Raw genomic sequence first — 13,330 nt, forward strand, 5'->3', positions numbered from 1 at the left:
GGCGATGGCAGCCGGCGCCTGCTCGCGCTACTCGATGACGGCGGAGCGCTCCTCGACCGTGCCGCCGAAGACCCGGCGGCGGCCTGGCCGGCCCGCCGCGACCTGGCGCTTTCACAGCTGCGCAACCTGTACCTGCTGGAGGAGCGCGTAGCGCCGCCACTCGAAGACTACCGGGGGCTGCGCAATCCCGATCCCTACCGGCGCAACGAATTGTTCACCGGAGACCCGCAGCTGGACCGGCTGCAGACGCTGCGGCGCACGGCGCAGGGGGATGGAAGCCGCCTGCTGGAGGAGCTGGCCGCCTCGGCTCCGGCTCCCGAGGCCCGGGCGGAGGTGCTGGTGGCTCTCGGCGACTGGCAGCAATGGCACGGCCGCGAGGGGCCTGCGCGGGCTGCCTGGCAACAGGCTGTCGCTGCCCTCGAGGCTGCCGGTGCCCCGGAGCGTATTGCGGCGTTTTTCGGGGAGCCGCGGGAATTACCGGATAACGGTGTGTTCTGGCAGCCACCGGACGCCGATCTGCAGGCGCCCCGGCCGCTGGTAACCGCGCGTTTCGAGGTCAACGCCCGGGGTCAGGCGAGGCAGGTAGACGCACAGACCGCGAGCGGACGGGAGAGCGCCTATATCGGCGTGGCCCGCGCTCTGCGGCGGTTGCGCTTCCGCCCGCGTTTTACCGGCGGGGAGCCAGTGGCGACGCCGGGCGTGGAGCGCCGCTACGAGGTCTATGACTAGGGTCCGCTGCCCGCTGAAGGGCACTAGCGGTTGTTAATGTGCAGCAGCGTGCCCCGGGCGGCGAGAGCACCGCGGGTGCGCCACTCGAGCAACTCGCCACCATGACGGTTGATGCAGCGCTCGGCCATTGTCAGGAACGGCGCGCGCTCCGGATCGCCGATAAGAAGCTCCCCGACGCCCGCCTTGAGAGCCCGGTTCACGAGGTTGGCGACGGGGGCAGCCAGTTCGTCCCAGAAGCAGATATCGGCGCCGATGAGCAGGTCGTAGCCTGCGAGCTCCCGGGTGCTGATGCGCTCGAAGCGCCGTATCAGATGCTCCGTGCGCACCCCGTTCAGGTCGGCGACCACGTCGAGGTAGGGGAAGACATTCGGGTCTGCGTCCACGGAAGTGACCGCAGCGCCGAAGCGCTTCGCACACCAGATACCGCCGATGCCCCAGCCGCAGCCCACATCAAGGACCCGCTGGCAGCTCTCCGGTGGATGACGGTGCAGGTAGTCGATGACCAGGCAGCTGGACTTCCACAGCTTGTTGCCATGGATCGCCGGTGCATCACTGCGCCGGCGCACGGCGCGGATGGCCGGGTGGGCCGCCGTTGGGAAGAGGGCGCCGCGGAAGCGGCGCGTGTGCTTGACGGCCATGGGCTGCCCTCGCGACGGTTCAGTCCAGGGGGTCGACGTCTTCGGCCTGTGGGCCCTTGTCGGTATCGGCGACGATAAAGCTCACGCGCTGCCCATCGCGCAGGCTGCGGCGGCCCTCGCCACGGATCGAGCGGAAGTGAACGAAAACTTCCCGACCGTCCTCCAGCGTGAGGAAACCGAAGCCCTTGGCGGCGTTGAACCACTTGACGCTGCCCTCCTGTCGCGGACCTGCGGAAGGGGCGGGGGCGGGCTTCTTCGCCTTTGGCGCCGCAGCTTTTTCGCGCCGCGGTGCCTGCCGGCCCTCGGGGCGCGCCGCGGGCGCAGTGGCCGGGGCGGCGAGAGGACGGTGGGTTGCCAGGGCTGTACCTGTTGTTGCGACAACAAAGAGTGCCGCGAGCAGTGGGTTGAAGGTGCCGCTCCCGGTGAGAAGGGCCGCGATGACGGCCGCGACGAGGCCTATGGCAATGGCGATGACAAGTTTACCGGCGATGGACATGGTACTCCTCATTTGATGACGTACTAACGATTGGACCGGTCGCCTCGCGACCGGCCGGGAGAGAGGCGGCCTGACGTCGGCGACCGGCCGCCCTTGGCGATGCTCCGGGAGACTCCCGGAGCGCCGGGAGAGGTCGCTAGACTTTGGCGACGTCCTCGGCCTGGAGCCCTTTCGGGCCCTCCACCAGGGTGAATTCTACCGCCTGGCCCTCATCAAGGGTGCGATAGCCGTCGCCCTGGATCGAGCGAAAGTGCACGAATACGTCACCTTCGCCTTCTTCTCTGGTAATGAATCCGAACCCCTTGGCGTTGTTGAACCACTTCACCGTGCCGCTGACACGTTCGTCCATACCACTTCCCTCGGTGTTTTCTTTCTTATTGTCCGGCAGCCTCAGATGCCGCCACCTATGAGCGCTGCGCGCTACATGTCTTCCAGAGCCTGACGCTGTGCCTCGAGACGGGCCTGCGCCTGTTCCTGTGCCGCCAGCTTCTCGCGCTCCCGCTCGACCACCTCGGCAGGCGCCTTGGCGACAAAGCCCGGGTTGTCGAGCTTGCCGCGCAGGCGCTTCAGCTCTCCTTCAATTCTGTTCAGTTCGCGCGTCAGCCGGCCCAGCTCAGCCTCCCGGTCAATGAGCCCGGCAAGGGGAACGAAAATCTCCAGATCACCCGCAAGAGCGGTTGCTGCGGCGGGAGCGCTCTCGCCGTCTGCCAGAAAGCGTATGCTACCGAGCCTGGCGAGTTGCATAAGGAAAGTTTGATTATCGAGCAGCCGTTTTTTATCGTTCTCTGTGCCGTTGCGCAGCAGCGCGTCAACTGTTTTCCCGGGGGCGACGTTCATCTCACCCCGGATATTGCGCACGCCCAGCACAATAATCTTCAACCATTCTAGCTCTGCGCTTGCGGCCTTGTCCACGCTGCTCGGGTCCACCTCCGGATAGGGCTGGCGCATGATCGTGGCACCACGGACGCCGACGAGGGGTGCAACAGATTGCCAGCTTTCCTCGGTGATAAAGGGCATGAAGGGGTGTAGCAGGCGCAGCACGCTCTCGAGCACCTGGACCAGGGTTTGTCGTGTTCCGCGCCGGGCGGCGTCATCGCCGGTCGGATCGCGCAGGGCTACCTTGGACAGTTCCAGGTACCAGTCGCAATACTCGTTCCAGACGAAGTCGTAGAGCACCTGCGCGGCAAGGTCGAAGCGGTAATTGTCGAGCGCGCGGTGTACCTCCCCGATCGTTTCCTGCAGGCGGCTGCGGATCCAGCGGTCCACGAGGTGGTAGCTTACCGGCGCCTCCGGGTCCTGGCCGCAGTCCTCGCCCTCGGCGTTCATCAGCACATAGCGGGCCGCGTTCCAGAGCTTGTTGCAGAAATTGCGGTACCCCTCGATACGGCCGAGGTCGAACTTGATATCGCGTCCGGTAGAAGCCAGCGAGTAAAAAGTGAAGCGCAGCGCGTCGGTGCCGTAGGCACTGATGCCCTCGGGGTAGTGTTGGCGCGTCGCTTTTTCGATTTTCTCAGCAAGCCGCGGCTGCATCATGCCAGCGGTGCGCTTGGCTACGAGGTCCTCAAGATCGATACCGTCGATGAGATCGATGGGGTCCAGCACGTTGCCCTTGGATTTCGACATCTTCTGCCCCTCGCTGTCACGCACCAGCCCGTGTACATAGACGGTGTGAAAGGGCACCTCTCCGCGAAAGTGCAGGGTCATCATGATCATGCGCGCGACCCAGAAGAAGATGATGTCGAAGCCTGTGACCAGCACCGAGGTCGGGTGATAGCGCGCAAGCTCCGGGGTGTCTTCCGGCCAGCCAAGGGTGGAAAAGGTCCACAGGGCCGAGGAAAACCAGGTATCGAGGACGTCTTCGTCCCGGTGCAGGGGGAGGTTATCGCTGAGGCCGTGCTCTGCACGCACTGATGCCTCGTCTTCGCCGACGTAGACATTTCCCTCAGGGTCATACCAGGCGGGGATGCGGTGCCCCCACCAGAGCTGGCGACTGATACACCAGTCCTGAAGATCGCGCATCCAGGAAAAATAGGTGTTTTCCCACTGCTTCGGCACAAACGCGATGGCGCCGCTCTCCACGGCCTCGATCGCCGGGGCGGCGAGCTTCTTCGCGTCTACGTACCACTGGGGCGTCAGCCAGGGTTCGATGACCACGCCGCTGCGGTCGCCGCGGGGGACTTTCAGTGTGTGGTCTTCGACCTTCTCCAGAAGCCCCAGCTGTTCAAGGTCCGCGACCACGCGCTCCCGGGCAGTGAAACGGTCCAGCCCCCGGTAGAACTCGGGCACGGCGTCGGAAAGTGTCGCGTCGGCGTTGAGAATGTTGATCAGCGGCAGGCCGTGTCGCTGGCCGAGGGCGTAGTCGTTGAAGTCGTGTGCCGGTGTGATCTTCACGCAGCCGGTGCCGAAGTCGCGGTCGACGTAATCGTCGGCGACGATGGGGAGCTGCCTGCCCACCAGCGGCAGGTCGACCGTCTTGCCGACGAGCTGCGCGTAGCGCTCGTCTTCCGGGTGTACTGCGATGGCCGCATCGCCGAGCATGGTTTCCGGGCGTGTGGTCGCCACCGTGAGGTGGCCGCTGCCGTCGGAAAGCGGGTAGCGAAAGTGCCAGAGGTGGCCCTGCTCCTCCTCGGCGATGACCTCCAGATCGGAGATGGCCGTATGCAGGGACGGGTCCCAATTGACCAGCCGCTGGCCGCGATAGATCAGCCCCTCCCGGTACAGGCGGATGAACACTTCCTGCACGGCCCGGGACAGGCCCTCGTCCATCGTGAAGCGCTCCCGGGACCAGTCCGGCGAGGTGCCGAGGCGCCGCAGCTGCCGGGTGATGTTGCCGCCGGACTCACCTTTCCACTGCCACACGCGCTCGATGAACGCCTCGCGCCCCAGTTCGTGCCGATCTCTGCCCTCGGCCTCGAGCTGCCGCTCGACCACCATCTGCGTTGCAATGCCGGCGTGGTCTGTGCCCACCTGCCAGAGCGTGTCGTTGCCCAGCATGCGGTGATAGCGGATCAGTGCATCCATGAGCGTCTGCTGGAAGCCGTGGCCCATGTGCAGACTACCGGTCACATTGGGCGGCGGAATCATGATGCAGTAGGGGTCGCCGCTGCCGCCGGGGGCGAAATAGCCGCTCTCTTCCCAATGCGCGTACCAGCGCTTCTCGATCTCGGCGGGTTTGAAGGTCTTGTCCATCAGAGCGTGGGTCCGGTCAGGGCGCTGGGAAGCCGGCGATTATACGCGTCACAGATCGTGCTTTTCCAACGCGTAGCCGCGCTCCCGGTAGAACTGCCAGGCCGCGCGCAGCGCCTGCAGGCTGGTCTCGTCCCGGGTGACGACTTCAGCAACGCGATGAAAGCGGGGAAAGAACGGGGGCGGCGTGAGATCCAGGTTGATCAGGAGGTCGTCGTGGTCGGCCGGGTCCTGGCCCCAGCCGATGAGCACGGTCTCGCCCCGGTGGTCCTCGACCAGGGCGTGGGGGAGAAAGGCATCCGGACGAAAGTTCCAGAGCAGCTCGTCGAGCCCCCGCGCCTGGGTCTCGTCGGCGCAGTGGAGAAAGACCCGGTGACCGCGCCCCGCGGCCTTGTGGGCGAGCCGGCACGCGATCAGGGGCCGCCGGCCGGCATCGCCGTCGCTGACCACATAAAAGCCGACCCGCGTCACCGGTTCCCGGCGCGGTCGCGCAGGTAGCGGGTGAGCAATGCTACCGGCCGCCCGGTGGCGCCTTTCGGCGAGCTGTTCCAGGCGGCACCGGCGATGTCGAGGTGTGCCCAGCGGTAATCCTCAGCGAAGCGCGCAAGGAAGCAGGCGGCAGTGACACTGCCGGCCTCGGGGCCACCGATGTTGGCAACGTCCGCGAAATTGCTGGACAGCTGCTTCTGGTAGTCCTCCCAGAGCGGCATGCGCCAGGCGCGGTCGTGTGCAGTGGTACCGGCCGCCAGCAGTTCCCCGGCGAGCTCGTCGTCGTTCGCATAAAGGCCGGCGGCGTGCGAGCCCAGGGCCACCACGCAGGCTCCCGTAAGCGTGGCGATATCCACCACCGCCAGGGGCTTGTAGCGGCCGACGTAGGTGAGCGCGTCGCAGAGCACCAGGCGGCCCTCGGCATCGGTGTTGAGCACCTCAATGGTCTTACCGGCCATGGAGGTGACGACATCGCCGGGCTTGGTGGCGCCGCCGCTGGGCATGTTCTCCGCAGCGGCGACCACGGCTACGGTGTTGATGGGCAGCTCCAGCTCGCACAGGGCGTGCATGGTACCGAACACACTGGCGGCACCGCCCATGTCGTACTTCATCTCGTCCATCTTGGCGCCGGGCTTCAGGGAGATGCCGCCGCTGTCAAAGGTAATGCCTTTGCCGACCAGGGCGTAGGGTTTTGCGCTCTTGCTGCCGCCCTTGTACTCCATGACGATGAGCTGCGCCTGTTCATCACTGCCGGCGGAGACCGATAGCAGCGAGCCCATGCCGAGTTCTTTCATCTGTTTTTCAGACAGGACTTTCACGGCAAGCTTCGGATACCGGCGCGCGAGCTTGCGCGCCTCCCGGGCGAGGTAGCCAGGCGTGCAGATGTTCCCCGGCAGGTTCGCCAGCTCGCGCGCCGTGTTAACCCCCAGCCCGGTGGCGAGGCCTGCTTCCAGGGCTGCTTTGGCGCGCGCCGGAGACAGGGCCCTGCCGGTATTGACGGCGAGGCGTTTGAGCTTTGCTTCCGCCGCCGGCTTGCTCAGGGTCTGGCGGTAGCGGTAGAGGCCGGTGATCACGCTGCGAGCGAGAAAGTCGCAGAGCCACTCGCTGTCTGCTTCCTCGAGGGCCAGCTCGCCGGTGTAGACCAGGGCGTCTGCGGCCTTGCTCTCGCGCAGGGTGCGGCCGATTGCCTCGCAGAAGGCGATCTGAGCCGGGCGGTCGAAGCTGCGGGCTTCGCCGCAGCCCACGAGCAGCACCCGCTTGATGGCGCCGTTGCCCGGCAGCAGCAGGGTTTTCCCTTTCTCCGCGCTGAAGTCTCCGAGGTCCAGGGCGCTCTTGATGATGCCGCCGAGGACCTTGTCGAGTTCCCGTGCAGTGGCGGTGGGCTGTTTGCCGGCGAAAACCGGCAGGACGGCGCACTGGGTGCGCGCGCTACCTGCGTCGCTGACCTGGCGGGCGGAGACACTCAAGGTGGCCATGGCTGTTCCTTTTTCTGATGAAGTCAGGGGCGGTAGTGTACGGCTAACGCCGGTGCAACTGAACCGTAAGCAGTGGTTCGTCCGGTCAGCTGGATGCGCGTCGCCGCATTCCGGTGCGGCTGCTGGAGAGTGCCCCCGTCGCTCTCCGTTTCACGCTTTGTGGGGGCACTCTCCAGCAGCACCCCCCCCTACCGCTGCGCATAGTCGGCTGTATTGGATACATGCGAGGCGGCAGGGGCGAGGGCGGGAGTCTTCTCTCACAAAGCGTGTATCGGGGAGCGACTGAGAGAAGACTCCCGCCCTCGCCCCGGAACAAAACCGAACGAAACGAAACGGCGGCCGCAGACAAGCTGCAAGTGCTGTCGCGGCAAGCAGCAAAAAAAACCGCGGCCGGAGCCGCGGTTTTGCAGACTGCGCGGGCGGCGGTCGCCGCCCCGCATCAGTTGTTGTTCATCTGCTGCTTGATCAGGTCGCCGATGGTGCCGGGCGACGATGACTCTTCCTGGTCCTTCAGAGACTTGACCGCTTCCTTCTCGTCATCGAAGTCCTTGGCCTTGATGGACAGGGCCAGGCTGCGGTTCTTGCGGTCCACAGACACGATCTTGGCTTCCACGGTATCGCCTACCTTGTAGCTTGCGCGCGCGTCCTCGACACGGTCCCGGCTGATGTCAGAGGCCTTGAGGATGCCCTCGACCTCTTCCGCCAGCTTGATCGTGACGGCCTTCGGTTCCACGTCGATGACTTCGCCGGTCACGATGGTGCCGCGATCGTTGATGGCCACGTAGTTGGAGAAGGGATCATCCTCGAGCTGCTTGATGCCCAGAGAAATGCGCTCGCGCTCCGGATCGATGGACAGGATAACCGTCTCGATCTCGTCGCCTTTCTTGTAGCTGCGCACCGCTTCCTCGCCGGTCTCGTTCCAGCTGATGTCAGACAGGTGGACCAGACCGTCGATGTTGCCCTCAAGACCGATAAAGATACCGAAGTCCGTGATCGACTTGATGGTGCCGGCAATGCGATCGCCCTTGCTGTGGGTTGCGGCGAAAGCGTCCCAGGGATTCTGCTGACACTGTTTGATCCCCAGGGAGATGCGGCGGCGCTCCTCGTCGATGTCAAGCACCATGACCTCGACCTCGTCCCCTACCTGAACCACCTTGGACGGGTGGACGTTCTTGTTGGTCCAGTCCATCTCGGAGACGTGCACCAGACCTTCCACACCCTCTTCGATCTCGGCAAAGCAGCCGTAATCGGTAAGGTTCGTGACCCGCGCCATGACGCGGCTGCCCTCCGGGTAGCGACCGGTGATCTCGACCCACGGATCCTCACCGAGCTGCTTGAGGCCGAGGGAGACGCGGTTGCGCTCGCGATCGAACTTGAGGACCTTGACATCGAGCTCCTGGCCCACTTCGACAATCTCGGAGGGGTGCTTGATACGCTTCCAGGCCATGTCGGTGATGTGCAGCAGGCCGTCGACGCCACCGAGGTCGACGAAGGCGCCGTAGTCGGTGAGGTTCTTGACGATGCCCTTGATGCTCATGCCTTCCTGCAGGCTCTCCAGCAGCGCTTCGCGCTCTACGCTGTTGGCGGCTTCCATGACCGCACGGCGGGAGACAACCACATTGTTGCGCTTCTGATCGAGCTTGATGACCTTGAAGTCGAGGTCCTTGTTCTCGAGGTGCGTGGTGTCGCGCACCGGGCGGACGTCCACGAGGGAACCGGGCAGGAAGGCGCGGATGCCCTTGATATCGACGGTGAAACCGCCCTTGACCTTGCCATTGATGATGCCGGAAACGACCTCGTCGGCCGCGTGGGCCGCCTCGAGTTCCTTCCAGGCCTCTGCGCGCTTGGCTTTTTCCCGGGACAGCCGGGTCTCGCCGAAACCATCCTCGACGGTCTCCAGCGCGACTTGAACCTCGTCGCCGATACTCAGGGTGCACTCGCCGCCGGCGTCCATGAACTGGGAGCGCGGAATCACGCCCTCGGACTTCAGGCCGGCGTGGACCGTGACCCACTCGTTGTCGATGTCGATAACCACGCCGGTGACGATGGCGCCCGGCTGCATGTCGACGGTTTTCAGACTTTCTTCAAAAAGATCGGCGAAGGATTCGCTCATTACACAGGTACCTGTTTACGTTTGCGGCGCCTTGGCGCCTCAGCCGTCCCTCCAGCCGGGCCGGGTCACATGAAAAAAAACCGCGCACGCCGTCGAGGCTGGCTGGGACGGCGCGAGCGGGCTGTTACTACTCCTCGAGGCGGTCCGCCGGGCAGAGCCCGCGCTCTACCGCGACCCGCAACACCCGGCGGACTACGCCGGCTACGGGGATCGACGTGCTGTCTACGTGAAGCGCGTCGTCGGCGGGCATCAGGGGGGCCACGGCGCGACGGCTGTCGCGGGCGTCCCGCTCCCGGATGTCCTCAAGAAGGCGCGGGAGACTAACACTTTCACCTTTTTCCAGCAACTGCAGGTGACGCCGCCGGGCACGCTCTTCGGCACTGGCCGTAAGGAAGATTTTCAGGGGGGCGTCGGGGAAGACGACGGTGCCCATGTCGCGGCCGTCGGCGACCAGTCCCGGGGCCCGGCGGAAAGCCCGCTGCCGGTCGAGCAGCGCGCTGCGGACCTGCGGGTAGGCGGCGACCATGGACGCGCCGCGGCCGCCCTCCTCCGTGCGGATCGCCCGGCTGACGTCCTCGCCGCCGAGCAGCACGGAGACGGCGCCTTCCGGCGCCGGACGGAAGACCACGTCGAGGGCCATGGCGATGGCGGCGGCGCCGGCCTCGTCTTCCCAGGCCACGCCGGCCTGCAGGCAGGCCTGGGCCGTGACCCGGTAGAGCGCACCGCTGTCGAGGAGGTGCCAGCCGAGGTGCCGGGCCAGCAGGTGGCAGAGCGTCCCCTTGCCGGCACCGCCGGGGCCGTCGACGGTGATCACCGGCGCGGTCACGCGCGCTCCCCGTCCTCGCCGCCGGCGCGGGTGGAGATCTGCAGGCCAAGGCCCCGCGCGAGGGCATCGAAGCCGGGAAAGGAGGTGGCGACGTGGTCGCAGTCCAGGACGCGAATCTCGCTTTCGGCACGCAGGGCGGCGATAGCAAAGGCCATGGCGATGCGATGGTCCAGGTGAGTACGGATCACGCCGCCACCGAGACGGCCGCCCTCGATGATGATGCCGTCCTCGAGCACTTCATTGGCAATCCCCAGGGTCGCCAGACCCTCGGCCATGGCGGCGATGCGGTCGCTTTCCTTGACGCGCAGTTCCCCGGCCCCGCGCAGCACCGTGCGCCCCTCGGCACAGGCAGCGGCGATGAACAGCGCCGGGAACTCGTCGATCGCCAGGGGCACCTGGTCCTCGGGGATTTCGATGCCGCGCAGCGGCGCATAGCGCACCAGCAGATCCGCTACCGGCTCGCCGCCGATCTCGCGCTCGTCCTGAACGGTGATATCCGCGCCCATGAGGGTCAGGATATTGATCACGCCGGTGCGCGTCGGGTTCATGCCGACGTGGGTAAGAAGCAGCTCCGACCCCGGGGCGATGCTGGCGGCAACCAGAAAAAAGGCCGCCGAGGAGATGTCTGCCGGCACGTCGATGGCCGTGCCCCGGAGGCTGCCGCCGCCGCGCAGAAGGATGACATCGTTGTCCCGACGCACCTCGTAGCCAAAACCCTGGAGCATGCGCTCGGTATGGTCCCGGGTCGGCGCCGGCTCTGTCACTGTCGTGGTGCCCTCGGCATAGAGGCCGGCCAGGAGCACACAGGATTTGACCTGGGCACTGGCTACCGGCAGGTCGTAGTGGATGCCCTCGAGAGTCTGGCCGCCGCGCACAAGGAGCGGTGGCGTTTCGCCGGCAGCGGCTTCAATGCGCGCCCCCATGAGCGCCAGGGGGCGCATGACGCGGCCCATGGGTCGGCGGCAGAGCGAGGCGTCGCCGGAAAGGCGGCTGTCAAAGGGCTGGCCGGCGAGTATGCCTGTGAGCAGGCGGATGCTGGTGCCGGAGTTGCCCATGTCGAGGGTGGCGCCGGCAGCCTTCAGGCCGTGGAGGCCAACGCCGTGTACACGCAACCCGCCGTCTTCGGGGCCCTCGATGCGCACACCCAGCGCGCGAAACGCCGCGACGGTGGCCAGGGCGTCCTCACCCTCGAGGAAGCCGTTGATCCGGGTCTCACCCTCGGCGAGGGCACCGAGCATCACAGCGCGATGGGAGATGGACTTATCGCCCGGCACCCGCGCCTCACCGCTGATGACGCCGCCGGGGAGCAGCTTGAATTCCATGATCTGTGTCCCGTATCAGAATGGGCGCCGGCGGGCTTCGCGACCGGCAGAAGCCTGTTGTTCGGCAAAGGCATCGCGGGCCGTTTTCGCCGCGCTGAAGGTGGCCTCGAGGCGCACCCCGTCACCGCTGGCGATCGCCTCACGCAACGCCGCCAGGCGCGCGCTGAACTCGTCGACAGCTTCCAGCAGGGCGTCGCGGTTGGCAAGGGCCACGTCGCGCCACATGACCGGGTCGCTCGAGGCGATGCGGGTGAAGTCGCGGAAGCCGCCGGCGGCAAAGCGGAACAGGGCCTCCCGCCGCGGCGATGCGGCGAGGTCGTCGACGAGGCAGTAGGCGAGCACGTGCGGCAGGTGGCTCGTGGCCGCAAGCACCGCGTCGTGCTCCGCGACCCCCATGCACACGACGTCGGCCCCGGCGCTCTCCCAGAGGCGCCGTACCAGCGCGAGGGCGTCACCGTCCTGCTCCGGCAGCGGCGTGAGAATGACCCGGTGCTGCTGAAAGAGCGCGCCATTGGCGGCGCCTACGCCGCTGCGCTCGGAGCCGGCGATGGGGTGGCCGGGCACAAAGCGCGGCGCCGGACCACCGCGCGCCGCGGCAGCGGCGAGGTTGCCCTTGACGCTGGCGACATCCGTCAGCACGGGCCCCTCATGGCCGTGGGCTGTGCGCGCAAGCAGCTCCTCGAGCAACGCGGCCGCGGCCACATTGGGAACAGCGATCACAACAATGTCCGCGGCCAGCGCTGCGTCGAGGTCCTCACAGGCGCTGTCGATAACACCGGCTTCCAGCCCGGCGGCGAGGGCGCCCGGATCGCGGTCGTAGCCAAGGACCCGGCTGGCGAAGCCGGCTGCCTTCAGCGCCAGCGCCAGGGAGCCGCCGATCATGCCGAGGCCTAGGACGGCCACACTGCAAGGCTGCGCTGCCACGGGATCGCTCAGAGCACGGCCCGGGGGTAGGAACCCAGGGGTTTCAGGAGAATGGACTGCTCTTCGAGCTCGCGCAGGATCGCCGCGACGTTCTCGTCCTGCAGATGGCCTTCAAACTCGATAAAGAACACGTAAGCCCACTTTTCTGTGCGCGAGGGCCGGGTATCAATACGGGTGAGACTGACGCCGCCGCGGCGGAAGGGATCGAGGAGTGCAAACAGCGCGCCGGGTTTGTTGCGGCTCGAGACAATGATGGAGGTCTTGTCGCGACCGCTCGGCGCCACTTCCTGGCGACCGATGACGAGGAAGCGGGTGGTGTTGTCGCGACGGTCCTCAATATGCTCGGCGATCCGCTCCAGGTTGTACTGCTCCGCAGCCATATCACCGGCGACCGCGGCCACGCCGCCCTCTCCGGCGGCCAGCCGCGCCGCCTCGCCATTGCTGGAGACGGCCTCACGCTCCACCTGGGGCCAGTGGGCATCCAGCCAGTTGCGGCACTGGGCGAGGGCCTGCTGGTGGGCGCAGATGCGGGTGACCGCGGCCGGCTCCGTCCCCGGTGCGACCAGCAGGTGGTGGGTAATGCGCAGTTCCACCTCACCGGCAATGCACAGGGGCGAGTCGAGGAAGCTGTCGAGCGTGTGGCTGACCATGCCCTCCGTGGAGTTCTCCACGGGCACCACGCCGTAATTGCAGGCGCCGGATTCCACCTGGGTGAACACGCCGTCGATGGTGGCCTGGGAGACGCAGACGGCGCCGTGACCGAAATGCTTCAGGGCCGCGGCCTGGGTAAACGTGCCCTCGGGGCCCAGATAGGCCACCCGCAGCGGCTGCTCGAGGGCGAGGCAGGCGGACATGAGCTCGCGGAAGATATAGGCCACGTTCTCCGCCGGCAGCGGCCCCTCATTGCGCTCGACGATGCGCGCAAGCACCTGCGCCTCGCGCTCCGGGCGGTAGAAAACGACCTCTCCCGGGTCTTCGCCGCGCTCCCGGGCCGCATGCTGCTCGCCGAGCTTGATTTCCGCCACCTGCTGGGCACAGCGGGCACGGCGGTTTATGAGGGTCTGGATCTCGCGGTCGATGCCGTCGATTTCCTCCCGGACCGCCCCCAGGTCCTGCTCGTCAGACATCCCGG

The 13,330-nt window shown here is 66.5% G+C and carries 11 protein-coding genes and 1 pseudogene; 1 reads left to right on the forward strand and 11 read right to left on the reverse strand.

Translation table 11 applies throughout. The features are described 5' to 3' along the window. Positions 1 to 729, forward strand: a pseudogene (locus HRUBRA_RS15405) (hypothetical protein); the annotation flags it as partial. Positions 730 to 752: 23 nt separating this feature from the next. Here HRUBRA_RS15405 and HRUBRA_RS07490 read toward each other — a convergent pair. From HRUBRA_RS07490 to pheA, 11 genes are all read right to left on the reverse strand, one after another. Then, entirely contained in the window at positions 753 to 1,367 is a 615-nt protein-coding gene (locus HRUBRA_RS07490) for a class I SAM-dependent methyltransferase (RefSeq protein WP_035516019.1), read from the reverse strand. Between the two features lie 19 nt (positions 1,368 to 1,386). Continuing rightward, complete coding sequence (locus tag HRUBRA_RS15815) at positions 1,387 to 1,863, reverse strand: cold-shock protein (RefSeq protein WP_035516020.1); 477 nt, start codon at positions 1,861 to 1,863, stop codon at positions 1,387 to 1,389. Between the two features lie 136 nt (positions 1,864 to 1,999). Continuing rightward, complete coding sequence (locus HRUBRA_RS07500) at positions 2,000 to 2,212, reverse strand: cold-shock protein (protein WP_035516021.1); 213 nt, start codon at positions 2,210 to 2,212, stop codon at positions 2,000 to 2,002. Positions 2,213 to 2,283: 71 nt separating this feature from the next. Further along, positions 2,284 to 5,052 carry a valine--tRNA ligase gene (locus tag HRUBRA_RS07505; protein WP_035516022.1) on the reverse strand — a complete coding sequence of 923 codons (2,769 nt, stop codon included), beginning with the start codon at positions 5,050 to 5,052 and terminating at the stop codon, positions 2,284 to 2,286. A 48-nt stretch (positions 5,053 to 5,100) separates the two neighbouring features. After that, positions 5,101 to 5,520, reverse strand: a complete 420-nt coding sequence (locus tag HRUBRA_RS07510) for a DNA polymerase III subunit chi (protein ID WP_035516023.1) — start codon at positions 5,518 to 5,520, stop codon at positions 5,101 to 5,103. Further along, positions 5,517 to 7,013, reverse strand: coding sequence for a leucyl aminopeptidase (locus HRUBRA_RS07515; RefSeq protein ID WP_035516025.1), 1,497 nt, complete (start codon positions 7,011 to 7,013; stop codon positions 5,517 to 5,519). Before HRUBRA_RS07515 ends, HRUBRA_RS07510 begins: the two co-directional genes overlap by 4 nt. A gap of 439 nt (positions 7,014 to 7,452) precedes the next feature. Next, positions 7,453 to 9,126 carry a 30S ribosomal protein S1 gene (gene rpsA / locus HRUBRA_RS07520; protein WP_035516026.1) on the reverse strand — a complete coding sequence of 558 codons (1,674 nt, stop codon included), beginning with the start codon at positions 9,124 to 9,126 and terminating at the stop codon, positions 7,453 to 7,455. Positions 9,127 to 9,253: 127 nt separating this feature from the next. Then, a complete protein-coding gene (gene cmk / locus HRUBRA_RS07525) occupies positions 9,254 to 9,952 on the reverse strand; it encodes a (d)CMP kinase (RefSeq protein WP_035516027.1) in 699 nt (232 codons plus the stop codon). After that, on the reverse strand, positions 9,949 to 11,274 hold the full coding sequence (gene aroA, locus HRUBRA_RS15630; protein WP_035516029.1) for a 3-phosphoshikimate 1-carboxyvinyltransferase: 1,326 nt from the start codon (positions 11,272 to 11,274) through the stop codon (positions 9,949 to 9,951). The genes cmk and aroA overlap by 4 nt, the downstream gene beginning before the upstream one ends. Before the next feature lie 15 nt (positions 11,275 to 11,289). Beyond that, complete coding sequence (locus tag HRUBRA_RS15635) at positions 11,290 to 12,198, reverse strand: prephenate dehydrogenase (RefSeq protein ID WP_035516031.1); 909 nt, start codon at positions 12,196 to 12,198, stop codon at positions 11,290 to 11,292. Between the two features lie 8 nt (positions 12,199 to 12,206). Continuing rightward, a complete protein-coding gene (pheA, locus tag HRUBRA_RS07540) occupies positions 12,207 to 13,325 on the reverse strand; it encodes a prephenate dehydratase (RefSeq protein WP_035516033.1) in 1,119 nt (372 codons plus the stop codon). Positions 13,326 to 13,330: the final 5 nt, after the last annotated feature.

The sequence above is a fragment of the Pseudohaliea rubra DSM 19751 genome, assembly GCF_000764025.1.
In the GTDB taxonomy this organism is placed as follows: Bacteria; Pseudomonadota; Gammaproteobacteria; order Pseudomonadales; family Halieaceae; genus Pseudohaliea; species Pseudohaliea rubra.

Coding starts and splice junctions, on each gene's coding strand:
- HRUBRA_RS07490 (WP_035516019.1), bottom strand. CDS start 1,367: ATGGCCGTCAAGCACACGCGCCGCTTCCGCGGCGCCCTCTTCCCAACG.
- HRUBRA_RS07500 (WP_035516021.1), bottom strand. CDS start 2,212: ATGGACGAACGTGTCAGCGGCACGGTGAAGTGGTTCAACAACGCCAAG.
- HRUBRA_RS07505 (WP_035516022.1), bottom strand. CDS start 5,052: ATGGACAAGACCTTCAAACCCGCCGAGATCGAGAAGCGCTGGTACGCG.
- HRUBRA_RS15815 (WP_035516020.1), bottom strand. CDS start 1,863: ATGTCCATCGCCGGTAAACTTGTCATCGCCATTGCCATAGGCCTCGTC.
- rpsA (WP_035516026.1), bottom strand. CDS start 9,126: ATGAGCGAATCCTTCGCCGATCTTTTTGAAGAAAGTCTGAAAACCGTC.
- pheA (WP_035516033.1), bottom strand. CDS start 13,325: ATGTCTGACGAGCAGGACCTGGGGGCGGTCCGGGAGGAAATCGACGGC.
- aroA (WP_035516029.1), bottom strand. CDS start 11,274: ATGGAATTCAAGCTGCTCCCCGGCGGCGTCATCAGCGGTGAGGCGCGG.
- HRUBRA_RS07515 (WP_035516025.1), bottom strand. CDS start 7,013: ATGGCCACCTTGAGTGTCTCCGCCCGCCAGGTCAGCGACGCAGGTAGC.